This window comes from candidate division TA06 bacterium (genome assembly GCA_016208585.1).
Taxonomy (GTDB): Bacteria; Edwardsbacteria; AC1; order AC1; family EtOH8; genus UBA5202.
Window position 1 is genome coordinate 1 of the sequence record JACQXR010000099.1, and the last position, 23,058, is coordinate 23,058.

The window sequence follows — 23,058 nt, forward strand, 5'->3', positions numbered from 1 at the left end:
CGCCAGGCTTCCTGGAACTTTTTTGGCTTCCTCTTGCTTCATTGATCGTAGTTCCTTTACATATTGAAAGCTATTATCTTACCATCACCAGCGAAAAACCGCAACCGTGGGTGTACGCTTTTATTGCAAAGTTAGCAATTAGATATAAGCAAAAAGATAGGGGACCTACTATCCGAAGCTGATATGTATAATAATCTAGGGCTTAGCTATCAATTAGAGGGAGACTGGGATAAGGCCTTGGAATATCAAAAGAAAGCTTTAAGTATGTATGAAAAGATGAAGAACAAGTATAAAATTCCTTTTTCATACACAAACTTAGGAAAGATTTATTTTCTCAAAGGGGACCACAGTTTGGCTAAAGAATATTATCAAAAAGGAATAGAAATCGTCGAGGAGAGAAAAATTACTGGAATATTACCTGAGCTTTACTACGGCTTAGGAGAACTTTCCCTTCGGCTTAATGATTTAGAGAAGGCTTTAATTCTAGCCAAGAAAGCCCTTGAATGTGCTTCCAAGGAAGAAGATAAACTACAAATAGGCTGTGCTAATAGGCTACTAGGGATAATTTGCCGAGAGGAGAGAAAATGGCAAGAGGCGCAGAAGTGGTTAGAGGAGAGTATTGCTATTTTCGAAAGATTAAGAGTTCCCTACGAACTTGGACAGGGTTACTTAGAAATTGGTCGCTTGGAAAGAGATAGAGGTAATATTCAACTAAGCCAAGATTTCTTTAAACGCGCCAGAGAAATTTTCGAAAAGTTAGGGGCCAAAAAGGATTTAGAAAAGATAAATAAAGAATTAAAATAAAAGGGTCCGTTTTCCAAACACTTACAACGGACCCTTTCGTATAGAACCTTCTTAATCCTTTATTGGGTCTCCTATATACCAAGCACTTCATTTAGCGCTACCTCAAGCGCATGTGTAGCACCCAATGCTTGTGCAGCAGCGGCACGGAGCGTTCCAGTCACTTCGCCTTTCAGTGTCGTAAGTGTTGTTTTAGTAACGCTTACGTCATCTTTCAGTGCTCGAAGATAGTCAATTAGGGAACTACTGGACAAGCCGAGCCTACCAATCGCCTCACACCAACTTCTTAAACCCTCAGCCTTCGATTTAACCAAATCCAGTACCAGTTCCGTACTCTGGGGATACCCCGCCCTTGCTAGGCCAAGCGCGGCCCCTGGCATAATGCTAATCCGGTTTTGTACCACTTCGCATATACGAGCCACTACAATGGGATTAGAACCATACGCAACAATTGTAGCCGCCGTCTGTTCTAAAAAAGTCGACTGCGCAGATGTGATCTCATCAGGGGTTTTGGTTTCCATCGTCCCCCACGCCGGCTAAAGGAACTGCAGCCTTTAATAGACAGCACATTTGATGCCCTTCAAAGGGCCAGGCTTTTGCCGACCGAGGGGTATCTGCAAATGGCTTCAGAGTGGAATAATCTGGTTATAAAGCTAAAACCCGATTTCGCCCGCCGCCGCGATCCATTGCGGGCATTGCCTTCCAGTGGTTGGGGTTTCGATACGACCGGCGTGGAAAAATCGAAACTATCGAACGACCCTGATGCGTATATCATGCGGGATAAAACGACCAAGAAGCTCATGATTAAACGAAAAGGCGAGACCGAGTTTAAGCCGATGGAAGAGGTCAATTATCCTGCCGTTCCAATAATGAAAATCAAACTGCTCAGATTTTACTTGACAAACATTATCTTTTTATGTTATCTTTAAACTGGATCTAAAGTTGGTTTTGGCTTTAGCAATCTTTTCCATTTAATAAATGTTTATGGCCATCAAGGACAAGACATATCTAACTCTGATAATAGTACCGCATCAAAGCGACCGGACCGTCACTTTAAGACTGCCGACCTGGCTAGCCAAGACCCTGGCGGCTTGCGTTGTCTTCATGCTATTAGGCCTGGTTGGGGTGACCACTGGCTATGTCGGCAAATTCGTGGACGCCTCCCTGTTGCAGACCCTGAAGTTGGAAAACAGGATCTTAAGGGATAAAATTTCGGAATTCGGAACCACGCTGGACGGCCTGCAGGGACAGATCAACGATTTCGTCAATTTCGATTCCAAGGTGCGGATGATGTCTGGCCTGCCTCCCATCGATCCCGACGTCCGGCGAGTGGGCGTGGGCGGTTTTACCCCGGCCCCGTTGCCCGATGGAATTACCCCCGGCACAGCCGCCAGTCTGCAAACGGTGCAGCAGGATTTGGAAAAGTTAGACCGCGAGGCCAGGTTACAACTGGAAAGTTTTGAAGCCATAGTCTCGGCCTTGAATGAAAAACAGGAGATGTGGGACCATCTGCCGTCCATCCAGCCCACTCCTGGCTGGATCATCAGCGCTTTCGGAGTGCGGCGCGATCCTTTAGCGGGAGACCTGCGGATGCACGAGGGAATAGATATCGCCGGCCCCGACGGCGCCATCATTGCTGCTCCGGCCGCCGGAACGGTTAAGTTCGTGGGCTATCGCAACAATTACGGGCTTTGCTTGGAGTTGGACCACGGATACGGGATCACCACCAGATATGCCCATTGTTCCATGGTCAAAGTATCGGTGGGCCAAAAAGTGAACCGGGGACAGGTAGTGGCCCTGGTGGGGCAAACCGGCCGGGTGACCGGACCCCATCTGCATTACGAAGTGAGCGTGAACGGCCAGCCGAAAGACCCAACCACTTATATCCTGTCCGCTCGGATGTTCTAATCCAGCCTCTAACAAGTATTTTTTCCCAGTTCATTTTATGTTATAATGGACTGGGTTTTTTCTTGAATGGGGGTACATTGCTACAGAGCCTACGGAGTTAAAATAAACCAAATAAGGATATTTGATGAAGATTCCGTACTTATCAATATTTTTTGTTTTTATCAGCCTGACAACGGTTTTGACCCAGAACAACTCCGGCCCGGTCTCCATCCTGGCGGTGGGGGACGTGATGACGGGCGGGAGCATGGCTTCCTGGGTCAACGACAGCGGGGTCAATTATCCCTTTGCCAATACCCGGTCTTTGATCCGGCAGGCCGATATCGCCATCTGCAACTTAGAAGCGCCTTACGGCGTCAAGGGAAAAGCCTTCAAAAAGAAGTTCGTCTTCCTGGTCCCGCCCCGGCTCGCCGCCGGAATAAAAAACGCGGGTTTTGATGCGGTGGCTCTGGCCAACAACCACATGATGGACTATGGCCCGGAGCCGCTCAAAGTAACTTTGGCACTGCTGGATTCCCTGGGCATAGCCCATAGCGGAGCGGGGATGAATCTGGCCGATGCTCGTAAACCAGCGGTGGTGGAGCGCCGGGGGATCAAAATCGCTTTCCTGTCATATTCCCGGGTCCACCCCGTGCAGTTTTGGGCCTCCACGAAAAAGCCCGGCACCGCCCCGGCCTATGAAAACCAAATAAAAGAGGATATCAAAAGGTCCCAAGAACTGGCGGACATTGTGGTCGTTTCGTTTCACTGGGGAGCCGAACTGATGGAAACGCCAAAGCAGTACCAAAAAGACCTGGCCCATCTGTGTATAGATAACGGGGCGGATATGGTGCTGGGGCATCATCCCCATATTCTACAGGGGCTGGAACTGTACCAGGGAAAACTGATCGCTTACAGTCTGGGCAACTTCGCCTTCGGGTCCCGCAGCCGGAAATGCACCGAGAGCGTGATCCTTAAAACGAACTTTGATTCAACCGGATTGAAACGGATAGAACTGATGCCTTTGTGCGTGGACAACAATAAAGTGTTCTTTAAGCCCACTCCTTTATCCGGACCGGAAGGGTTTGCTGTGTTGGAAAACCTGGCCCGGCTTTCAAAAGACCTGGGTTTTGTCTTTGAGCCAACAGACAGCACGGCGGTGGCGGAGTTTTAGGGAGGAGTTCATAGAATTCCGGTTACTATTCAGCCACAAAGTCAAATAAAAAATATTTCTTTTGCTCAATCCTGAAAATAACCCGAACTACTACCTCTGCCATCGCCGTTGGCCGCCAAATCGTGAATTGTAAATCGTTATTGGCCGCCGATTTCACCGGAATAAACAGGTCAAAATCGAAACCGGACACAGAAGTTGCGTAGAATAAATCCCCCCTTTGAGCTCCTGGACGCCGAAGCTTAAGCGTAGGTGGCTTGGTGTCCCTTCGGTTTACTCAGGGCATGCTTGGTGGCTGAATAGTAACGAATTCCGAAGTATTTATCCTGGCCGGTCAATCTTGACGCTGGCGGTTATATTTGCTATAATCACGGGTCAATTATGATGCAAAACGGATCATTTTGGATGCCGGCGGATGGCATCGGTTTGCATCTTTGATATCAGTTTGAGCCGGATGTAGTCGCGAGGGTGGCGGAACTGGCAGACGCGCCAGACTTAGGATCTGGTGCCGTAAAAGGCATGGGGGTTCAAATCCCCCCCTTCGCACCAAAAGCGTAACTATAATGTCATTCTGAAAAAACTTTCCGGTTTTGGCCCTCGAAGAATCCGGTCAACCTCAAAGAGATCCTTCGGACAGCCAATGATGGAGCCGGGCATTTCGATTAACTCAATGCACCGCTCAGGATGACACCGAATAATCATAAAGGAGACATTTTTGAAGGTCGAGTTGAAGGAGCCAAAGGTCTGGCAGCGCGTTTTTGAGATCGAGGTGCCGGGTGAGCAGGTCAAGGCCGCCATCGAAGAACTTTATCTGGATTACAGCCGCAATGCCAAGATCCCAGGATTCCGTCCGGGTAAGGTTCCCCGCACCGTGCTGGAGGCCCGTTTCGGCAAAGGGATAGAGGCCGAGGCCATCGAGCGGCTGGTGCCGGAGTCCTACGAAAAGGCCCTGGTGGAACACAAAATAGTGCCGGTAAACCGGGCCGAGATCTCGGACCTGGGCTTCACTCCCGACCGGAGCATCAAGTTCAAGGCCGCTTTTGAAGTGCTGCCCCAGGTTTCCATCAAGCAATACAAGGGCCTGCCGGCCGCTAAGCGTCTGCGCAAAATAACCGGCCAGGACGCGGACCGGGAAATAGAATATCTGCAGGGCCTGTATGCCGAATATAAGAAGAGCGCGAATCCGGCCAAAGAAGGCGACCGGCTGATGATAGATTTTGTGCCGGTGTCGGGCCTGGAGAACCCCGAAAGGGCCAGGGGCGAAAACTATCCGGTTGATCTGGGCATGCCTCGGGTTCTGTCGGAGTTCAATCAGAGCCTGATTGGCGCCCAGGCCGGGCAGGAAAAAGAGATCGCCGTAAAATACCCAGACGATTACCAGGGGACCGGATTGGCCGGCAAGAAAGCGGTGTTCAAGGTTACGGTCAAGGAAGTGCGGGAAAAGCTGCTGCCGGCCCTGGACGACGAATTCGCCAAAAAGGTCAGCGAGTACCAGACCCTGGCCGAACTGAAGGAGAAGATCAAGAACGGCCTGGAGGCCCGCTCCAACGCCGAGGCCGCCGAGGGGGTGAGGGTGCAGGTGCTGCAGAAGATGATTGAGGACAATCCGCTGGAACTCCCCCAGTCGCTGGTGGCCGGTGAACTGGACAAGATGGTGGCCGATGCCAAGGAACGCCATCAGCAGCAGTACAAACACCAGGACGGACACGAATGCCAGGAATGCCCCGATGACGCCAAGCTCAAAGAACAGTACCTTCCGATCGCCGAGTGGAAGATCAAAGAGGACCTGCTGATGGCCGAGGTGGCCAGACAGGAAAAGATAGAGGTGTCAGATGCCGAACTGGACGAGTCATTTGCCGACCTGGCCCGCTATTACCGTAAAACAACGGAGGAGATCAAGGCCACCTTCAGCGCCAACCAGGACCGGCTGGATGACCTGAAGGACCGGATCGCCGTCACCAAGGCCGGCAAGCTGGTGGCCGAGGCGGCCGCGGTCAAGGAAGAATTCATCTAGCGCAAGTTTCCTAGGGACCAAAGTAAATTATTTACCACGCTTGCGCCCCGCCGTTGGCGGGGCTTCAGCGCGCAGGCACGAAAAACACTAAAAGATTTTCCAACAACTTCATTCCCGCGAAGACGGGAACCAAAAGAGGAAAAATTATGAGCTTAGTCCCATTTGTAATCGAGCAGAGCGGCCGCGGCGAGCGGGCCTACGACATTTATTCCCGGCTTTTAAAGGACCGGATCATCTTCATCGGCTCGCCCATCGAAGACACTGTGGCCAACCTGATCATCGCCCAGCTGTTATTTCTGGAGGCCGAGGACCCGGAAAAGGACATCCAGTTCTACATCAATTCGCCGGGGGGCTCGGTCACTTCGGGCCTGGCCATCTACGACACCATCCAGTACATCAAAAGCGACGTGGTCACCATCTGCATGGGAATGGCCGCCAGCCTGGGCGCCCTGCTGTTGGCCGCCGGCGCCAAGGGCAAGCGCTTTGCCCTGCCCAATTCCAGGATCATGATCCACCAGCCGCTGGGCGGGGTGCAGGGCCAGGCCACCGACATCGATATCCACGCCAAGGAGATCCTGTTGATCCGCGAGAAACTCAACGGCATCCTGGCCAGCCACACCGGGCAATCGGCGGAGAGGATCGCTAAGGACACCGACCGCAATTTCTGGATGTCGTCCGACGAGGCCAAGGAATACGGGATCATTGATGACATCATGAAGACCCGGATCCACGCCTTAAAGAACGAAGAGAAAAAGTAGCCTGTTTCCAAACTTGAAAATGGCGCTTGTATTTAGTAAAATACAGATACTATGATATACCGAATATTAGAAAAACAGATACTTAAAGCGCTGCGGCCGGGCCGGGCGGTTTGTCTGCTGGGGGCCCGGCGCACCGGCAAAACGGTGCTGCTGCTGCGCATCAAAGGCTTGGTTAAAATCAAGGCCTTGCTTTTGCAGGGCGACAACCTGGAAGCAGCCGAGATCCTGGGCAGCCGAGGCTGGAAAAACTGCGCAGTTTGGTGAAGGGTTACGGCTGCCTGATGGTGGACGAGGCCCAGGCAGTGCCCAACATCGGGCCCAGTCTCAAGCTGCTGATAGACAACGAGCCGGGGCTGGCCGTGTTCATCACCGGTTCTTCCGCCTTTGACCTCAAGGGCAAGGTGGGCGAGCCGCTGGTGGGCCGCAGCCTGTATCTTCACCTGCATCCCATCTCCCAACTGGAGCTTACGGAAAGCGAGGATTATTTAACTGCGTCGCAAAGGCTGGAGAGCCGGCTGATATACGGGGCCTATCCCCAGGTGATTACAGCGGAAACCGAAAAGGAGAAACGCGAACAGTTGCAGTCCATCAGGGACGGATATCTGTTGAAAGACATTTTGACCCTGGACAACCTCAAAGACTCCCTGTTCGTATTCACTCTCTTAAGGCTGCTGGCTTTTCAGATCGGGCAGGATGTTTCCTTTGCCGAGCTGGCCTCTAACCTCAATGTTCACGCCAAGACCGTCCGGCGGTATCTGGAACTGCTGGAAAAAACGTTCGTGCTGTTTTCACACCAGGGCCACAGCCGCAATTTGCGCAAGGAATACGCCAAATCGCCCCGTTATTATTTTTGGGACAACGGGATCCGCAACGCGCTGATATCCAACTTCAACCCGCTTCATCTGCGGGATGACGCGGGGCGGCTGGGGGAAAATTACTGCATCAGCGAGAGGATAAAACGGAACGCTTACAAACAGCAGGCGGCCAACTATTATTTTTGGCGGACCTATGACCAAACAGAAATAGATTTGATTGAAGAACGCGGGGGGCGGCTGCACGGATACGAGTTCAAGTGGTCCTCCGCCAGGGCTAAAAAACCTTCGGAGTTTCTTTCCGTTTACAAGCACAGCGACTACAAGGTGGTCAACCGGAATAACTACCTGGATTTTATCGCCAAATAACTATCCGCGTCAAAAATTGTTTTCCGTCCTTTCCCTATGTTTTTTCACCCCAGCTTTTGCCTCTTGTGCAAATATTTAAGCAAGGCCTGGTCAAAAGGCTGGTCGGTCACCAGGGGCTGATAGTCTATCAGATGGCGGCGGCATTCCCGGCCCAGATAATCCGTTCTTTGTTTTAAAGCCGCCAGATATTTTTGCCTGATGTCGGACGGGCTTAGCTGCAGTTCCTGCCCGGTCTCCATGTCGGCGAAGACCGCTTCGGACTTGAAGGGGAAAGAGGCCTCGTCCGGGTCCAGCAGATGGAACACCAATACTTCATGCTTAAGGTGGCGGAAGTTTTTCAAGGAATTGATTATCTCGCCATCGTCGCCCCACAGGTCGGAGATCAGCACTAGCAGCCCCCGGCGCTTGAGATGGCCGGCCAGTTCCAGAAAGATCCTTTTATAACTGGTCTGGCCTTGGGGCCGGGCCTGGTTCAGTTCCTGCAAAATGGCGTGCCAGTGGGTGCGCCGGGAACGGGGCGGCAGATATTTCTGCAGCCGGCTGTTGAACAGGGCCAGGCCGGCCGCATCGTTCTGGGACAGCAGTAAAAACGAAAGGGCCGCGGCCAAGGAAGATCCGTACTCCAGTTTGTTGACCACATTCCTGCTATGGTAACCCATGGAGGCGGAACTGTCAAGCAATATATAGGCCTTGAGGTTGGTCTCCTCCTCAAATTCCTTGACGAAATACTTGTCGCTCCGGGCCAGCACCTTCCAGTCTATCCGCTTGACCTCATCGCCTGGCAGATAGGGCCGGTATTCGGCGAACTCCACCGAGAACCCATGGTAGGGGCTTTTGTGCAGCCCGGTCAAAAAGCCCTCCACCACCAGCCGGGCCCTTAAATCCAGCCGTTTGATCTGGGCCAGCAGCCGGGGGGATAGATTGGATTTAATGTCTGGCATCTGGTCAAGCCTCGGTATTTTTGTGTTTGTCTTTCTGCTTTCAGAATTTAATTGTTTGGCAAAAGGCGTATGGTTTAGCGCTTAAGATATATAAGGTTACTCGAGATTTTCCAAAGCTGAATTATACGCTTTAGTTTCTCAGCTGCGGAGAGCAGCGATTTCGGTACCGGGAAACATTGCCAATTGCCACAACCAATTGCCACGACCTTTCGCTTATGCTACATATTTGCCTACCCTTGGGGGCCGTCCGCTGACGCTTTATATTGGGCTTCCTCTCCTCCACGCCTGCCCCCGGCGGATCAGCCTTCCTCCTTCGTTCACACTTCCTCCTTCGTTGCTACTACGGCGGACAAGTCGGCGGACAGGTCTACGCCCGCCGAAGGGCCTGCCTGCGCGGAGCCGAACATCCGCTTCGGCGAAGGCAGGCTATAGCCCGCAGGCAGGTTGGCTGAGAGTGCCAAAACTTTAGCGGAGGCACTAGCTTTAGCGAAGGCCGCAGCGAAGGCACTTCTGTTCTACCGGTAAGTATAGGGTCGTCTTTTCTTTTAAACCCTTTTCAAGAATATCCGGGCCGCGCCCCAGCTGCCCAATGCCCCCAGCAATATCCCGAAACCCAGCAGCAGGACCGATTCCCTTAAAGTAAAGAACCGCAGCATCCCGAACTGGGAGGCCACCAGCCGCCAGCCGGCATAAAGCATCAACAGGCCGATCAGGCTGCCCAGGGCCCCCTGTAAAAAACCCTCCAGCACAAAAGGCCGGCGGATGAAGCCGTCGGTGGCCCCCACTAACCGCATGATCTCGATGGCCGGGCGCCGGGCGTAAAAGGTCAGCCGGATGGTGTTGAACACCACTATCAGCACTGCGGCGCTGACGATCACTAAAAGCGAAAAATCAATTGCCAGCAGCAGGCTGCCGATGCGGTAAAGCTTGACTAACCACGATTTGCCGTACTCTACCTCTTCCACCCCGGGAAGTTTGGCGATTTCTTCGGAGACCCGGACGATGGCCTGAGGGTTCTGGCACTCGGGGTTGAGCGATACCTTGAAGGACCGGGGCAGGGGGTTGTTCTCCAACACATCCAGAAAATCGCTGGCCGCCCCCATCTCCTGGCGGAACTCGGCCAAGGCCTCCTGTTTGGAGATGTAGCTGACCTGGCTGATTCCCTCCATCCCTTCGATGATTCGCTTGGCCCCGTTGATGTCCCGCATCTCCGCCCCGTCGCTGATGAAGGCCTGGATCTGAAACTTACCCTTGAGGCTCTTGACGGCCTCCAGGAAATTGACGGTCACCAGAAGAAAGGTGCCCAGCAGGAACAGGGCCGCGGTGATGCTGGAGACGGAGAGCAGGCTTAACAGCTTGGCCCGCCGCATGCCGGATATGGCTTCCCGCCAGTAGTAACTGATGTTCAAAATAAAATACCTTTAGTTTACTGGGTTTGATTTTACCGCTTTTCGCCCCTTAAAGCAATACCAAATTCTGCGGATTAGGGTTCGTTCAAGAACGCTTAGACACCGGGCCTTTTGGGAACCCATCCCCGGGCCGCTCCGTCGCCAAAGCAACCCATAAATTATGCAAGCTTGCGCCAGCGCTAATCGTTGCCCCGAGTTTATCGAGATGTATTGCTTGTATTAGGCTTTCGAAATGGGGTTGAGTTTAAGATTTCCTTCGCCAACCCCCGATTTAAACAATCGGCGATAATAGTTCGGCTAATGCGTCCGACTGAGCTGTCAGACTGAGCTTGTCGAAGTCTTACGCTTGTGCCCCGCCGGACACTGAGCCTAGCCGAAATGTGGCGGGGTTACAGCCCACCTGCCGTTTCCCGTTCACTTCATCGGCCGGATGCGGAGCTCGGTCTGCTTTTGGTCTTTTAGCAGTTCCGGTAAGCCCGAGAGGTCGGTCGCCCCGTAATGGTAGGGATAAACGATCTTGGGTTTGATCATCTTTACCGCATTGACCAACTGCTCCGGGGTCATGGTATAGGGCTGGTTCATGGGAAGGAAAGCAATGTCGATATTCTTCAGCTCGGCCATCTCCGGGATGTCCTCGGTATCCCCGGCGATGTAAATGTTCTTGCCGCCCAGGCTCAGCAGATAACCGTTGTCCCGGCCCCGGGGATGGAACTTGTCCCGGCCGGTGGTGGTGTTGTAGGCCGGTATTGCTTTGACCCTGATGCCCTGGATGATCAGACTGTCGCCGTTCTCCAGTCCCTGCCCGGCTTTCAAAATATTCCCTGAAGCATTGTTCAACACCAACGCCGTGCCCTTTTTGGTCGGGGCCGCGATGGCCTTGGCGTCAAAGTGATCATAGTGCTCGTGGGTCACCAGGATCAAATCGGCCTTCGGCATCTTCTTGTAATCGGCGAACTCGTTCACCGGGTCCACGTGGATGACCAGGTTCTTGTATTTTAGCATCAGGGTGGCATGCCCGATGAAGTAGATGGTCAGCGGGCCGTCGCTGGTCTCGATGGTGTCGCTGGGAAACTGGGCCAGGGTATCGGCGGCCACGCCTCGACCAGGCTCGGTGCAGGCAGTTCCGGCCAAAACCAGCAGCAGATAGGATGCAATTGCTGTTTTCATGAAAGCCTCCTTTATGTTTTGTGTTCAGGTATCATTAACCGATTGAGATTTTCATCGTCCTGGGGCCAATACCAAGGATTTTCTCTGATGCATCGTCTGATTTTATTGTATGATTTTTCGTTACGGATGACGTGTTCCCTTCATTTACATTCAGGGCAGGCTCCATAATTGCTCTGCCAAATGGCTGGTTCGTTTTTTACCCGGATGATATTGATTTGTCTGGTCACCGCAGATTTATATGAACGAACGATGGTTGATAATAACCCCATTTGCGGTTTGCCGAACAATGCGCGGGATGATAGAGACACGGCATGCCGTATCCCTACATTGCCGGGAATATTATTGTGCTGGAAACATTCCCCTCTTCCACATTTACCTTATTTCACATCCTCAGCCCTACAGATCCTATCCTTGGCAATGGCATGCGAAGCCTGCTGGATATAGGCCTGCAGATATGCCAACAGTTTCCTGGCTTCTGCAGGCTTCGCCGTTTGCAGGTCGTTCTTAAAAGCGCCGTCGTTCCTGTAATCATACAAACCGTTTATTTTTTCCAGGTCGCTGCTCAGCGCCATCCGGTCGTCGAAGACGGCGAATTCTGCCCCGTGCCGCACCACCGCATAATGCTCCTCTTTGCCGGACAACAGCGAGCCGCCCATTGACGCGTGGATGGCGGAACAATTAAGCAGGTCCAACAACGTGGGCAGAATATCCACCTGCGAAGCGATGCCGTCATTCCTAACCGGTACCAGCCCCTGCGGCCGATAGATCAACAGCGGCACCTGGAAGATGGAGGTAAAACTGTTGCGCATCGAATGGTAGGGATGGTCGCCGATTATTATGAATATGGTATTTCCGTACCAATCCTCGTCCTTTGCTTTCTCAAAAAATACTTTCAGGCTATGGTCGGAATAGCGCAAAGCCCGCCGGAATTTATCGTCATCTTTGAACCCGGCGAACAGGGCTTCGCGGTATCGCGGAATCTTAAGGGGATCGTGCGGGGACAGCGAAAATATCACCGAGGCAAAAGGTTTTTTGAAACTGTTGATCCGTGACAAAGCGTCCAGAAAAAATTCCTCGTCGTACACCCCCCAGGTGCCGTCCTGCATTGAATCTGCTAGGCCGGGGAAATCCTCCTTGCCGTAGTAATTGAGGAACCCGGCGGTGCGGGCATAGGCGTCAAGGCCCATGGAGCCAACCTTGGCCCCGTGATGGAACGAAGTGGTGTAGCCCCGCTTTAAAAGGATGTGCCCCAGCCCCAGCACCCGGTTCATCTCGGCCTGCGAGCCGATGAGGGAATTGTTGTTGTAGAAGGCCGGGATGGAGGTCAGGATGGCCGGCACCGCTTCCAGCGAGCGCTGGGAGTTGGCCATGAAGTTGGTGTACAGGATGCCGTGTTGGGCCAGGCTGTCGAAGAACGGCGTGGCCGAAGGCCCTCCAACTATGGCCCCGATCTGCCCGGCCGACCAGCTCTCCATGATGAAGATCGCCACGTTCAGTTTCTTTTCAGAATCCGGGAATTGTTTTTGCCTTAAGAAGGGATACTCCCGGTTCGCCATTGTTTCGTTGGAATCGCGGAGCATCGCTTCCACTAATCCCTGGGCCTGCTCCCGGGGCATGAATTGGAACTGGCCGAGCTTCGGCTGGCTTAAACTGCGCAGCACGGTGAAGGTGGAATTGAGGGCCAGATACCCCGCGGCCCGGTGCTGGCTGAAGAAAGCATGGTTCTGCCTGATGGGCTTGGACTGCAGCCCCCCGCGGATCCCCAGCACCGCCAGCCCGGTGATCAGCAGCAGGCTTAAGATCTCGGAGAAAATATTGAATCTGTAGTGGATGCTTTTATCAAGCTTTTTAAAGAGCTTCCGGCTGGTGTAAATGAAGAGGCCGATGGCCGCAGCCAGCAGCAGGAACGAATGCCAGTAACCGCCGATCAATCCGGGGACCATGTGCATTATTTCCTTGGGCATGGCAAACAGCTCGAACATCAGGCGGCGCTGGGTAAAGCCGAAATACCCGTAGTCAACCAGATTAACAATGAAGCCCGCCAGATTAGCTAGCCAGAAAAGCGCCAGTATTATCTTGGAATACCATTGCTGCCGTCCGGGAAAACCCGGCAGGTTGTATAACAGCAAAATGACCGCGTTCAGCATCAGCAGGGCCGAGACGTCGAAGCGCAGGCCGTAGACGAAGGCCCACAGCACCTGTCCGGCGGAGATGCCTGCAAAGTACTGGCGGTTGGCGATCAAGAACCCCAGCCGCAGCAGTTCATAGCTGACTAATAGATATGCCAGCCCCAGAATGCTTATCAGTAAAGGTTTGGGGACAAGCCCCAAGAAATATGTTTTTAGGTTTTTCATCTATCTACTATGCTGAACTTTTTGTAAATATCATGGTTCCTCGTTGCGATGCCGTAAATGACGTCGCTGGATGTCATCAACCCCGATTAATCGGGCTATACCAAAGTCAGTCAGGCCTTACCAGAGGCCTTGTTGGCTTAGAGCGATAGCCTTCAGGCTATCGCGCGATGGAGGTTTACCCAGACGTTTGCTATACCAAGATATAGTAATGATCTAACGTCTCGTTAATATCTTTTAAATCATGTTAATCCGCTTACCCTTTAACGACTGGCTTCTTCAAGCGCCAGAGCTTTCGCTTATGCTACTTGCTTGTCTTCTCTTGGGGGCCGTAGCTTTAGCGAAGGCCTCAGCGAAGGCGCTCCGGTCTTCCCCGGAAATAGCCCATTATCTCTTATGCTCTTCCGCCAATTCCACATAGTGCTTGGCGCTGGCCCGGATCTTCTCCACCGCTTCTTCCGGTAGCTGCCGCTTGACCTCGGCCGGCATGCCCATCACCATGGAGCGGGGCGGGATCTGCCGGCCTTCTTTCACCAGCGCCCCGGCCGCCACCACCGACCCGGCTCCGATCCTGGCCCCGGACAGCACGATGGCCCCCATGCCTATCAGGCAGTCGTCCTCTATCTTGCAGCCGTGCAGAATGGCCCCATGCCCTACCGTTACCCGGTCGCCGACGGTGGTGGCGCAGTCGCCCAACCCCCGGTCGTTCAGGTCCACGTGGATCACCGTGTTCTCCTGGATGTTGGTCTCGGCTCCGATCCGGATGTGGTTGATGTCGGCCCGGATAGTCACTCCGTACCAGATGTTGGATTTTTCCCCGACCTCTACATCGCCAATGATAACCGCGGTCTCGGCCACGAAGGCCTTGGGGCTGATCTTGGGTTTTTTGTCTTTGTATGATTTGATCATTTTTTATTTCCCTGAATATTTCTTATTTGTCTATTATTCTAACGTTTTACCTCCCACGCCAACAGCGGCAGCAAACTTCTTCAACATTTTGAACCTTTTAAACCTGGTTACAGCCCCAGTTCTTCAGAAATCCCCTGCATCGCTTTCAAACACTTTTCGACGAAATCCTCCAGGGTCAAACCCAGTTTGTCGCAGGTCTGAATCTGCTCCCGATTGGCCCCGGCTGCAAAGCGCTTTTCCTTGTAGCGTTTCATAATGAACGGCACGTCTACGCTGGCCAGCTTTTTGGAGGGATGCATCAGGGCCGCAGCTACGATCAGCCCGGTCAGGGGATCCGCCGCGTACAGGGCAAAGTCCATCTTGCTCTTGGCCTCCACGTGCCCCGGGTGGGCCTTGATGGAATAGATGATCTCGTCCGAAATGCCCTTGCCCGCCAGCATTTGGGCGGTGATCTTGCCGTGGTTGCCGAAATCATTGGCGGTCTGGTCGTAGTCCAGGTCGTGCAACAGCCCGGCCAGGCCCCACTGATCAGCGTCTTCGTTGAAATGTACCGCCAGCTCCCGCATGCAGGCTTCGGCCGCCAGCATGTGTTTCTGCAGGTTTTTGTTGGGGATGGTCTGCTCTAAAAGTACTTTGGCCTCTTCGCGGTGCATCATGCTCTCCGTAATTATGTTAGTTTCACCACATAAAGCACAAACGTCACAAAATTAGGAAGTGTATCGGAAAAGATTTATGTGCTTTTTGTGCCCTTTCGACTTGGTCAAGGCCTGCTTTTGTGGTAGATTGAAATTGTTGTTTTACTTGACTTCTTAAACCCGATATCGGATAATTCAACCTATGCGTAAACTGAAGAAAGAACTGAAACGTTTGATCGTTTGGGGTTTTGTCGTCCTGGCGGCCTATGTCCTAGCCACGGTGGCCTGGGACATGCTCCATTTGCCGCAGATAGACGACCTCAAGACCAAAAACCCCAAGACCACCGCCCTGATGGAGCAACGGAAAAAAGAGGCCCGGTCCAAAGGGCAAACTTTTTCTCCCAACCAGGAGTTCGTGACCTACGGACAGATCTCCCCATATCTAAAAAACGCGGTGCTGGTAGCCGAGGACGCAGCCTTCTTTTCTCATCAGGGAATCAACTATACCGAGATCCGGGAAGCCCTCAAAACCGACTGGAAAAAGAAACGATGGGCCCGGGGCGCATCCACCATTACCATGCAGCTGGCCAAGAACCTTTACCTGTCAACATCCAAGAGCCTGGCCAGAAAGATATCCGAAGCGGTGCTGGCCCGGCGGATGGATGACCGCTTAAGCAAAACCCGGATCTTTGAACTGTACCTGAATTATATCGAATGGGAGCCGGGCCTCTTCGGGTGCCAGGCGGCTTCGCGCTTTTACTTCAACTGCCCGGTTTCGCAGCTGACGCCGGAGCAGGCCGTCAGGCTGGCTTTGATCATCATCAACCCCAGGAGATACGGGCCTTTTGCCGACAGCAGGAGAATGGCCACCCGCTGGAAATGGATCGCGGATAAAATGCTGCAATGCGGTTATCTATCGAAAGCGGAATACGAACCTTTAAATTTCTAATTCTAAACCAAAAGATGCCCCTCTAACAGGTAAGATGCAAAGCCGCTATAACCAGCGGCTTTTTGTTTGCCAGTTCGTTGTATTTATTCACGGCTTCCGCGGTTGGCAGGCTGAACAATTTTATTTTATTGTCCCGGCAATATTGCTCCACCTTGTTGTCCACCTTCATCAGCCCCGGCAGGCCCTGGCCCACCATCAGAACCTGGGGCTTATAAGCCAAAACGCCTGTCAGATCCTCCAGCTGCAGCAGGTGGCCCTCCTTGCGCCGCCACTTGTCGTCGATATGGTCCGGATAGATGATGAGGTCGGATTTGTATTCTTTGCCGTCGATCCTGATCGACCCGAAGGAATAATTTTCGATTTTCATATGTTTTCAGAACCACTTCAGTTTGTCTTTTTCATACCGGTAAAATTTTCCCAAAAGATACAGACTGCAGGCCCAGCAGTATAGCCCGGTAAAAACCACCGCCAGGGGGCCTATCACCGGCACCGGCCATAAAAACGCCGCCGGCAAAGTGGGCAGCAACAACAGCCAGAACATCAGGCATAACAGCCAGTAGTGCTTGCCTGTCTTGGCCATCGAATCCAGGACCTGCGAAGGCAGCAGCGAGGGCCACAGTTTTTGGGACATCGCCATCATCAAAAAAGACATCGGGAAATACAGGAGGCCTAATAGCAACGTGAAAACGGTCAGGAAAACGGATGGGTTTATTTTTTTCTGGGCGGTAGCCGTGAGCGCCAGGATCAGGGGCATGAATGACCATAAACCCACCGCCAAAGCTTTCAGGGCCGGTCCGATCAAGTTGGTAAAAATATCCCCAAATCCCGGCCAGTCGGGAAAGCCCTCTTTTCCCAGAGCCGCCGTCCAGGTTATCGAAGTATAAAATCCCGGCAACACCAGCAATATTGCGATCCCCAGGATTCCGCCCACCGCAAAAAGTGGAACCGTCAGTATGGCTAAGAACGGGATCAGAATCACGATGGTTTCAACTATTTTACCGGCGGTAAAGAACAGTGTTGCCAGGCCCAGCATCAGCAATCCTTCCTTTCCGGCCGGATAAAGCAAAACGCTTTTCAGGTCCCGCCAGAAGGGGATCTCCTTCTTATGAGCTTCCTGCCATTGCTTGAATTCTTCGGCCGTCAATTCCGCATACAGGGCTGCTGTCACCATCGGATTCTGGGGGTCAAGTTCTCCGGCTTTTAAAGCATTATACTTTGATTCTTTGGGCAGGCCGGCATTTTTGGCGGACCGGGCCAGTTCGATGAAATCCCGGACCTGCGGTTTTTTATTTTTTAGCGAATCTTGGATCCGGTTAAACTCATCCAACTTGGCCGGGCTGATGTCGTCCTGGCTCATCGGGTCTTTTTCTCCCTAAGTTTATTATGCGGCTTTCCCCGGTTGATCATTTCAACGGTTCCGGGATTATACGGCAGTCCCAGTTCTACCGATCTCTGGTAATGATGAAGTGAATTCTCTTTGTTGCCGGAATTGTGATACACCAGCGAGAGCAGGTTATGGATGTCGGCATTATCGGGCGCCAGGGCCAGGCCTTTTTTCGCTCAGCAACGTCGTTAAGATAAGCGGGGTTTGCAGATTATCTCGTGGACCTTGAGGTCGCAGAAATCCTGGGCGTTGACCGGGGTCAGCACCACTGCGGTGTCGGCCCCGCTGCCGCTGCCGCCGATGCAAATCGCCTCTTCCTTGACCGAGGCCAGCCCAACCTCGGCCGCCATCAGCGCAATCTCCAAACAGACCTTGTAGCCCTGGCCCATGGTGTGCAGGGTGTAGGCAATTATCTCGTCCAGTTGGTAGGTCTTCAACTTGAAGCGCACCGCCCGCCTATGGCGGGTTCACTCCGCCCAAGGCGTGCTGACAGGTAAGGATCTTGACCCCCAGCTTCTCCAATTTTACCCGGTTATCCGGCCACAGTTCCTGGGCATCCTTGGCCGAGAAACCAGCGGAATGGGTCACCGCCACGATATTGAAGCCTTTCAGAAGTTTCGCCGCCTCCAGGGCCGTAGCCTCCGAAGTGGTGGCCACGATGATATTCTTGATCCCCAGCTCCTTTACTCTTTGTCCGGCCAGCTCCAGGGTCTGCCTGCTGTTGCCCGGGCCGGGCTTTTCAAAGTAAATAGAATTCATATTTCTCGTTTTAATCTTTCGTTTCGTTTTTTGATCTCCTTCATGATTTTCTCCGCCACCTGCAGCGCCCTTAAGCCGTCCTGGCCGGTTACCAGCGGCACGGCGCCATCGAGAATGCAATCGGCAAAGGAGGACAGCTCGGCCTTAAGCTGCTCGGTCTTAGCGATCTCCGGCTCGATGCAATCCACCACCTTGGACAGATCGGATACCCCCCTGGGGTCGCCATTCAATTTGCAGATCTTGACCCCGGGATTCAGGTAGTCGACGCTGATGTAAGAATCCAGCTGGAAGAACCGGGCCTTGCGCTCTTTTTTACTGGAGATGCGGGAAGCGGTGAGATTGGCCAGGCACCCGTTCCTGAACTCCAGCCGGGCGTTAGCGATGTCCTCCTTCCCGCTGACCAAGCTGAGCCCGGCGGCCGAGACCCGCTCCAGTTCCGAGTGAACAAAGGTCAGGATGATGTCGATGTCGTGGATCATTAGGTCCAGCACCACCGGCACATCGGTGTTGCGGCTGGAAAACGGGGAGATGCGGATGCATTCTATGAATTTTGGGTTATGGATGTGGCCGGCCGCAGCCTTCAGCGCTGGGTTGAAGCGCTCGATATGTCCCACCTGTAGTTTCAGGTTTTTGGATTCAGCCAAGGCCACTAATTCCTCGGCCTGGGCGACAGTGGCAGTGATAGGCTTTTCCACCAATACATGTTTCCCGGCCGCCAAAGCATCCTTGGCCACTTGATGATGCATTGTGGTAGGCACTACAATGCTTACCGCATCAACCTGCTTTAAAAGCTCACAATAATCGCTGTAAAACTGCACCTTGTGGCGGCCGGCAACCTTCCGGGCCCGGGGTTCGTTAATATCGGCCACTCCGGCCAGTTCGGCCTGGGGCAGTTCGGCCAGCGCCCGGGCATGGTGTTGCCCCAGGTGGCCAACTCCTATTACTCCGATTTTTAACTTTGACAAATATTTTTCCTTCCCGTCAATATAACATCAGCAGTTTATTAATTGTCCAGTTTTATAGCGCTCAGTTATTTGCCCTTTTCTTGTTCGGTCTTCTGCTCCGGCTCTGTTCAAGGGCGGCGGCCAATAAATAATAGCGGTACGAAAACCGCTCGGCCAGAGCCTGGATTGGCTCTGCTTCGCAGGCTTTCTGAGAGATCTCGATCCTTGTCGCAGCCCTATGTTAAGTGCGTCGCGAACAGAACCGCTGTTTCGTCATCCGCGCCATAAAGACATCGGTCCGCGAAGGGTCATGCTCAAAGCCGACCGACAGGAGCGCCCTCTGCCCGGTAGTGTTTTCCAGCGCGACCAGAGCGATCATCATCTCGCCGCCAAATTCACTGAAAAAGTATTTCAATATCAACCTAACCGCTTCAGGACCGTAGCTTTTATATCGGTGCCGCGCCTCGATCTTGATGTTGAATTCAGCAGTTTTCGTGCTCGGATCAAAACGGTGAAAGCTTGCCTCGCCCACCGGGATGTTTTCCCAATTGACGATCAGAAAATAGCGGTCCTTGTCCGATCCAGGATCAACCATCTTCTCGAACCAGCACCGTGCCCGGTCCTCATCCCTCACAATTGGACCGCCTACTTTCTCCATGGTGTCCGGGTCGGCCCAGAGCTTTTGGATATACGGCAGATCGCCTGGACCCGGCGGACGCAGGTAAATATTTTCTGACGTCAGTGTTAAAATGCGCTCCCTAAGAGATGCTCCTTTGACGATATTAATCCGATCATATTATAAGTGGTATTTTTATTTTTGGATTACTTCGCAAGTAAAGGCGATGATGTCCGTCTCGTAATGACATAAAAGCCGTGCAATTGGGCTTTAACGACCTTTATCATGCCTTTTGCCTATCCACTGTAGTAATTAACGTAAGCGGGTCAGCGCGAAAATCACTTCATCGCTTCCCATTTGAAGCGATTCAATATGCAATCTATTATCCGCTCCAAGTAATAATAATATCCTAATAAAACCCCTTTGTAAAGCAAAAAAAGCCCCCGGATGCCAGGGGGCTTTTCGTTTGGAATATGGCCGCTATTCACTGTATTTGTCAATGTAAGCGAATTTTTCGAAGGACAATCTTTGCGGACGGCTGGCCTCGCCTGCGGCCTGGTCCGGGCTCAGTTTGGGGTTTATGTTCGCATCGTGCTTTCCCACGTTTATCAGGGTCACCACTGTCATTTCTTCCGGTATCCCCAGCACCTCTCTCACTTTGTTGGGATCGAATCCGGCAATGGGATGCGCCACCAGGCCCAGCTCCGTGGCCCTTAGGATGAGGGCCATCACTGCCAGGCCGGAATCAAACAGGTAGTATTCCCGTCCGTCCTTCATGGCGCAGTCCAACTCTTTTTTGCTGAAAACCGCGATGACCATCGAAGCATCGTGGCACCATTCGTTGCCGGGAGAGAACGCCGGTTTCAGTTTTTCCAACACTTCCCGGCCGTAAACGAAGACGAAGCGCCAGGGCTGCTTGTTGAAGCAGGACGGAGCCAGTGAGGCGGCGGCGGCCAACTGTTCGATGATCTCTGGTTCTATTTTGACCGGGGCCAGCCAGCGATATGCCCGCCGGGTTTGGATGGCGGTTTTAACGTCCATAGCTTATATCCTTTATTTAGCGGTGAGACTTCATATTTATAGCTACAATATACTGCCTATTACCTGATTTTTCAAACCTTAAAACAATGTTTTTTGTTGACAGCACCAAACAGTTGCTATAAAATTAACAGTTACGTTATTCAGAACAGGAATGGATAAAATCCTGTTAATCCTGTCAAAAGAAATAGGAGTTCAACATGTCCATCTGGCTGCTGCTGCTGACCCTTCTGCCCATAGCCGTCATCCTGCTGATGCTGATAGTCTTCAAACGCCCGGCCGACCAGAGCGGACTGGCCGGCTGGCTGGCCATCTCCCTTACGGCTTTCTTCTTTTTCAATACTTCGCCGGAGGTCATTCTGCGCTCCACCGGAGCCGGGATAGTCCGCTCGCTTTCGGTCTCGCTGATCGTGGCCACCTCGCTTTTGCAGATGGCCGTTATGGAAAAGACCGGGGCCCTAAAAAGGATCATTATCTTCATCAAGACCCTGGCCAGCGGCCACCGGACGGTACAGATCATGATGATCAACATCGGCTTTGGCACGCTGATGGTGGCGGTGGGGGCCACCCCGGTTTCCATCCTGCCGCCAATTTTGCTGGCCATGGGCTATTCTTCATACGTGGCTATCGCCTTGCCTTCAATCGGCTACGACTCGCTCTGCACCTATGCCCTGCTGGGCGCACCCATCGTGGTGTTCGTGGACATCGCCAACAGTTTCCTGGGGAAGGGGAACGAGATCGGGCTTAAGCAGGCCGGCCAGGTCTTTTTCATGTTCCTGCCGGTGGTCTCCACCATGATCGGCTTCTGCATGCTGTGGATCGTGGGCAAATGGCGGGCGGTGTGGCAGGGCTGGCTGCCCTGTTTGCTGACCGGAGCAGTGATCGGGCTGGTCTCCTACTTCACCAACCGCTTCGAGAACCTGGTGGTATTGACCGGCGTGCTTTGCGGGCTGGCGGTGATTGCGGCCATGACCCTCTATCTTAAGGCCGCCGGAAAAAAGATCATTGACCGCAGTCTGCTGAGCCCCCAGGAGCTGGAGTTTGAAAAGACCTATCACCTGTGGAAGGCCTTCCTGCCCTGGCTCATTTTGATCGCGCTGATCCTGGCGCTGAACCTCCCCAAGGACATTTTCAATTTCCTTTACCGCACCCTCAAACTTCCGGTCATCGGCCTGACCGCCGACGGCAAGCCTTTGGACACTCGGGCCCTGTGGCAGGCCTACACTTGGATACTGGCCAGCACCGTTCTGGCCCTGCCTTTTTTGAAGCCCACCAAATCACAGTACAAGGATGTCATGACCGCATGGCTAAAACGCGCCCCCCGGCCCGTCTTTGCCGCCGCCATATTTTTTGCCATCGGCGAGATCATGAACATGTCGGGCTACGACATGAACATCGGACAGTTCGCCGTGCCCAGCATGATCCGGGCGCTGGCCGATTACTCCACCCAGGTCTTCCGGGGCAGTTACGGCGCGGTAGTATCCTTCATCGGGCTGTTCGGCGGGTTCTTGACCGGCAGCGAAGCCTCGGCCATCGCCATGTTCGCCAAGTACACCATGACCACTGCCCAAAACCTGGGATTATCGCTAAAGGGGCTGATCATCGTCACCGCCGGGCTGGCCTTCGGCGGCGGGCTGGCCAGCGTGGTCTCTCCGGCCAAGCTCCAAAACGCAGCGGCGTCCATAGACAAGATTGGAGAGGAGACCAAGGTCATCAAGATCGCCTTCGTTTTTTCGCTGATCCTGACCACGGTCACTTCAATATTCGTGGTAGTGCTGCTTGGTATTTATGGCAAATAAAAGGACTGTGCGTGTGAAATCAAAACCGCCCCCGAAAAAATCGCCACCACAAGTTATTTACCTGATGAACTGTCCAGCACCAAAATAAAAAAGCTTGACATAGCATCCTTGGGAATATATAATGAACTTTCGTTAAACTATTGGACTATTAACAACAATTAAAATACTTGGAAACTGTTTCTCGTTTTATAGCATGTATAAAAATATTACCTGAAAAAAGCGTTAAAAACAGATAAACTGAGATGGGATACGTGTAAAACACTTGTAAATACAGTCATCTTGGCATATAATGCGATGTAAAAGGACTTGCACACAACCCTACTTAAAAAGTAACATTGTGAGATATGC

General features: G+C 52.7%; 24 protein-coding genes, 1 tRNA gene and 1 pseudogene. 12 read left to right on the plus strand and 14 right to left on the minus strand.

Features of this window, described 5'->3' with window-relative positions; genetic code table 11:
• Nucleotides 1–183 precede the first annotated feature (183 nt).
• Complete coding sequence (locus HY768_07470; protein ID MBI4727047.1) at nucleotides 184–804, plus strand: tetratricopeptide repeat protein; 621 nt, start codon at nucleotides 184–186, stop codon at nucleotides 802–804.
• 71 nt (nucleotides 805–875) lie between these two features.
• Here the strand turns inward: HY768_07470 and HY768_07475 are convergent, their stop codons facing one another.
• Nucleotides 876–1,322: a hypothetical protein gene (locus tag HY768_07475; protein MBI4727048.1), complete on the minus strand. Its 447-nt coding sequence runs from the start codon at nucleotides 1,320–1,322 to the stop codon at nucleotides 876–878.
• Nucleotides 1,323–1,421: 99 nt separating this feature from the next.
• Between HY768_07475 and HY768_07480 the strand changes: the two genes are divergently transcribed.
• The 8 genes from HY768_07480 to HY768_07515 all read left to right on the plus strand — a co-directional run bounded on the left by HY768_07480 (nucleotide 1,422) and on the right by HY768_07515 (nucleotide 7,809).
• Nucleotides 1,422–1,730, plus strand: coding sequence for a hypothetical protein (locus HY768_07480; protein ID MBI4727049.1), 309 nt, complete (start codon nucleotides 1,422–1,424; stop codon nucleotides 1,728–1,730).
• 55 nt (nucleotides 1,731–1,785) lie between these two features.
• The gene (locus HY768_07485) at nucleotides 1,786–2,709 is read left to right on the plus strand and encodes a M23 family metallopeptidase (protein ID MBI4727050.1); all 924 of its coding nucleotides are present in this window, start codon (nucleotides 1,786–1,788) and stop codon (nucleotides 2,707–2,709) included.
• A 124-nt stretch (nucleotides 2,710–2,833) separates the two neighbouring features.
• Entirely contained in the window at nucleotides 2,834–3,859 is a 1,026-nt protein-coding gene (locus tag HY768_07490) for a CapA family protein (protein MBI4727051.1), read from the plus strand.
• A 459-nt stretch (nucleotides 3,860–4,318) separates the two neighbouring features.
• Nucleotides 4,319–4,405, plus strand: a tRNA-Leu gene (locus HY768_07495).
• A 166-nt stretch (nucleotides 4,406–4,571) separates the two neighbouring features.
• Nucleotides 4,572–5,870, plus strand: coding sequence for a trigger factor (tig, locus tag HY768_07500; protein ID MBI4727052.1), 1,299 nt, complete (start codon nucleotides 4,572–4,574; stop codon nucleotides 5,868–5,870).
• Between the two features lie 146 nt (nucleotides 5,871–6,016).
• Nucleotides 6,017–6,628: an ATP-dependent Clp endopeptidase proteolytic subunit ClpP gene (gene clpP / locus HY768_07505; GenBank protein ID MBI4727053.1), complete on the plus strand. Its 612-nt coding sequence runs from the start codon at nucleotides 6,017–6,019 to the stop codon at nucleotides 6,626–6,628.
• Between the two features lie 51 nt (nucleotides 6,629–6,679).
• Complete coding sequence (locus tag HY768_07510; protein ID MBI4727054.1) at nucleotides 6,680–6,892, plus strand: hypothetical protein; 213 nt, start codon at nucleotides 6,680–6,682, stop codon at nucleotides 6,890–6,892.
• Complete coding sequence (locus HY768_07515) at nucleotides 6,886–7,809, plus strand: ATP-binding protein (protein MBI4727055.1); 924 nt, start codon at nucleotides 6,886–6,888, stop codon at nucleotides 7,807–7,809. Before HY768_07510 ends, HY768_07515 begins: the two co-directional genes overlap by 7 nt.
• 44 nt (nucleotides 7,810–7,853) lie before the next feature.
• Here HY768_07515 and HY768_07520 read toward each other — a convergent pair whose 3' ends face one another.
• Nucleotides 7,854–8,750: a DUF58 domain-containing protein gene (locus tag HY768_07520; GenBank protein MBI4727056.1), complete on the minus strand. Its 897-nt coding sequence runs from the start codon at nucleotides 8,748–8,750 to the stop codon at nucleotides 7,854–7,856.
• A 26-nt stretch (nucleotides 8,751–8,776) separates the two neighbouring features.
• Between HY768_07520 and HY768_07525 the strand changes: the two are divergent.
• A pseudogene (locus HY768_07525) lies at nucleotides 8,777–9,219 on the plus strand (four helix bundle protein).
• 76 nt (nucleotides 9,220–9,295) lie between these two features.
• On the opposite strand, the gene HY768_07530 reads toward HY768_07525, so the two are convergent.
• The 5 genes from HY768_07530 to HY768_07550 form a co-directional block, all read right to left on the minus strand.
• Complete coding sequence (locus HY768_07530; protein MBI4727057.1) at nucleotides 9,296–10,159, minus strand: ABC transporter permease; 864 nt, start codon at nucleotides 10,157–10,159, stop codon at nucleotides 9,296–9,298.
• 414 nt (nucleotides 10,160–10,573) lie between these two features.
• Nucleotides 10,574–11,326 (minus strand): MBL fold metallo-hydrolase, encoded by a 753-nt coding sequence (locus HY768_07535; protein MBI4727058.1) that lies wholly within the window; start codon nucleotides 11,324–11,326, stop codon nucleotides 10,574–10,576.
• Between the two features lie 377 nt (nucleotides 11,327–11,703).
• Complete coding sequence (locus tag HY768_07540; GenBank protein MBI4727059.1) at nucleotides 11,704–13,680, minus strand: sulfatase-like hydrolase/transferase; 1,977 nt, start codon at nucleotides 13,678–13,680, stop codon at nucleotides 11,704–11,706.
• Nucleotides 13,681–14,064: 384 nt separating this feature from the next.
• Nucleotides 14,065–14,586: a gamma carbonic anhydrase family protein gene (locus HY768_07545; GenBank protein ID MBI4727060.1), complete on the minus strand. Its 522-nt coding sequence runs from the start codon at nucleotides 14,584–14,586 to the stop codon at nucleotides 14,065–14,067.
• Between the two features lie 107 nt (nucleotides 14,587–14,693).
• Nucleotides 14,694–15,239 carry an HDIG domain-containing protein gene (locus HY768_07550; protein ID MBI4727061.1) on the minus strand — a complete coding sequence of 182 codons (546 nt, stop codon included), beginning with the start codon at nucleotides 15,237–15,239 and terminating at the stop codon, nucleotides 14,694–14,696.
• A 184-nt stretch (nucleotides 15,240–15,423) separates the two neighbouring features.
• Between HY768_07550 and mtgA the strand changes: the two genes are divergently transcribed.
• The gene (gene mtgA, locus HY768_07555; GenBank protein MBI4727062.1) at nucleotides 15,424–16,170 is read left to right on the plus strand and encodes a monofunctional biosynthetic peptidoglycan transglycosylase; all 747 of its coding nucleotides are present in this window, start codon (nucleotides 15,424–15,426) and stop codon (nucleotides 16,168–16,170) included.
• 22 nt (nucleotides 16,171–16,192) lie between these two features.
• On the opposite strand, the gene HY768_07560 is transcribed toward mtgA, so the two are convergent.
• The 7 genes from HY768_07560 to HY768_07590 all read right to left on the minus strand — a co-directional run bounded on the left by HY768_07560 (nucleotide 16,193) and on the right by HY768_07590 (nucleotide 20,914).
• Nucleotides 16,193–16,537: a hypothetical protein gene (locus HY768_07560; protein MBI4727063.1), complete on the minus strand. Its 345-nt coding sequence runs from the start codon at nucleotides 16,535–16,537 to the stop codon at nucleotides 16,193–16,195.
• 6 nt (nucleotides 16,538–16,543) lie between these two features.
• A complete protein-coding gene (locus HY768_07565; GenBank protein MBI4727064.1) occupies nucleotides 16,544–17,527 on the minus strand; it encodes a hypothetical protein in 984 nt (327 codons plus the stop codon).
• A gap of 215 nt (nucleotides 17,528–17,742) precedes the next feature.
• Nucleotides 17,743–18,003, minus strand: coding sequence for a hypothetical protein (locus HY768_07570; GenBank protein ID MBI4727065.1), 261 nt, complete (start codon nucleotides 18,001–18,003; stop codon nucleotides 17,743–17,745).
• 7 nt (nucleotides 18,004–18,010) lie between these two features.
• The gene (locus HY768_07575) at nucleotides 18,011–18,313 is read right to left on the minus strand and encodes a hypothetical protein (GenBank protein MBI4727066.1); all 303 of its coding nucleotides are present in this window, start codon (nucleotides 18,311–18,313) and stop codon (nucleotides 18,011–18,013) included.
• Nucleotides 18,310–19,278, minus strand: a complete 969-nt coding sequence (locus tag HY768_07580) for a Gfo/Idh/MocA family oxidoreductase (GenBank protein MBI4727067.1) — start codon at nucleotides 19,276–19,278, stop codon at nucleotides 18,310–18,312. The genes HY768_07575 and HY768_07580 overlap by 4 nt, the downstream gene beginning before the upstream one ends.
• Before the next feature lie 220 nt (nucleotides 19,279–19,498).
• Nucleotides 19,499–20,044 (minus strand): GNAT family N-acetyltransferase, encoded by a 546-nt coding sequence (locus HY768_07585; protein ID MBI4727068.1) that lies wholly within the window; start codon nucleotides 20,042–20,044, stop codon nucleotides 19,499–19,501.
• A 309-nt stretch (nucleotides 20,045–20,353) separates the two neighbouring features.
• Nucleotides 20,354–20,914 carry a nitroreductase family protein gene (locus HY768_07590; protein MBI4727069.1) on the minus strand — a complete coding sequence of 187 codons (561 nt, stop codon included), beginning with the start codon at nucleotides 20,912–20,914 and terminating at the stop codon, nucleotides 20,354–20,356.
• Between the two features lie 197 nt (nucleotides 20,915–21,111).
• On the opposite strand from HY768_07590, the gene HY768_07595 reads away from it, so the two are divergent.
• Nucleotides 21,112–22,710, plus strand: a complete 1,599-nt coding sequence (locus tag HY768_07595) for an L-lactate permease (GenBank protein ID MBI4727070.1) — start codon at nucleotides 21,112–21,114, stop codon at nucleotides 22,708–22,710.
• Nucleotides 22,711–23,058 lie beyond the last annotated feature (348 nt).

What these genes read in the sequence shown, in the direction of transcription:
- HY768_07470 (MBI4727047.1), top strand. Translation starts at nt 184, where the DNA reads ATGTATAATAATCTAGGGCTTAGCTATCAATTAGAGGGAGACTGGGAT.
- HY768_07475 (MBI4727048.1), bottom strand. Translation starts at nt 1,322, where the DNA reads ATGGAAACCAAAACCCCTGATGAGATCACATCTGCGCAGTCGACTTTT.
- HY768_07480 (MBI4727049.1), top strand. Translation starts at nt 1,422, where the DNA reads ATGGCTTCAGAGTGGAATAATCTGGTTATAAAGCTAAAACCCGATTTC.
- HY768_07485 (MBI4727050.1), top strand. Translation starts at nt 1,786, where the DNA reads ATGGCCATCAAGGACAAGACATATCTAACTCTGATAATAGTACCGCAT.
- HY768_07490 (MBI4727051.1), top strand. Translation starts at nt 2,834, where the DNA reads ATGAAGATTCCGTACTTATCAATATTTTTTGTTTTTATCAGCCTGACA.
- clpP (MBI4727053.1), top strand. Translation starts at nt 6,017, where the DNA reads ATGAGCTTAGTCCCATTTGTAATCGAGCAGAGCGGCCGCGGCGAGCGG.
- HY768_07510 (MBI4727054.1), top strand. Translation starts at nt 6,680, where the DNA reads ATGATATACCGAATATTAGAAAAACAGATACTTAAAGCGCTGCGGCCG.
- HY768_07520 (MBI4727056.1), bottom strand. Translation starts at nt 8,750, where the DNA reads ATGCCAGACATTAAATCCAATCTATCCCCCCGGCTGCTGGCCCAGATC.
- HY768_07535 (MBI4727058.1), bottom strand. Translation starts at nt 11,326, where the DNA reads ATGAAAACAGCAATTGCATCCTATCTGCTGCTGGTTTTGGCCGGAACT.
- HY768_07540 (MBI4727059.1), bottom strand. Translation starts at nt 13,680, where the DNA reads ATGAAAAACCTAAAAACATATTTCTTGGGGCTTGTCCCCAAACCTTTA.
- HY768_07545 (MBI4727060.1), bottom strand. Translation starts at nt 14,586, where the DNA reads ATGATCAAATCATACAAAGACAAAAAACCCAAGATCAGCCCCAAGGCC.
- HY768_07550 (MBI4727061.1), bottom strand. Translation starts at nt 15,239, where the DNA reads ATGCACCGCGAAGAGGCCAAAGTACTTTTAGAGCAGACCATCCCCAAC.
- mtgA (MBI4727062.1), top strand. Translation starts at nt 15,424, where the DNA reads ATGCGTAAACTGAAGAAAGAACTGAAACGTTTGATCGTTTGGGGTTTT.
- HY768_07560 (MBI4727063.1), bottom strand. Translation starts at nt 16,537, where the DNA reads ATGAAAATCGAAAATTATTCCTTCGGGTCGATCAGGATCGACGGCAAA.
- HY768_07565 (MBI4727064.1), bottom strand. Translation starts at nt 17,527, where the DNA reads ATGAGCCAGGACGACATCAGCCCGGCCAAGTTGGATGAGTTTAACCGG.
- HY768_07575 (MBI4727066.1), bottom strand. Translation starts at nt 18,313, where the DNA reads ATGAATTCTATTTACTTTGAAAAGCCCGGCCCGGGCAACAGCAGGCAG.
- HY768_07590 (MBI4727069.1), bottom strand. Translation starts at nt 20,914, where the DNA reads ATGGACGTTAAAACCGCCATCCAAACCCGGCGGGCATATCGCTGGCTG.
- HY768_07595 (MBI4727070.1), top strand. Translation starts at nt 21,112, where the DNA reads ATGTCCATCTGGCTGCTGCTGCTGACCCTTCTGCCCATAGCCGTCATC.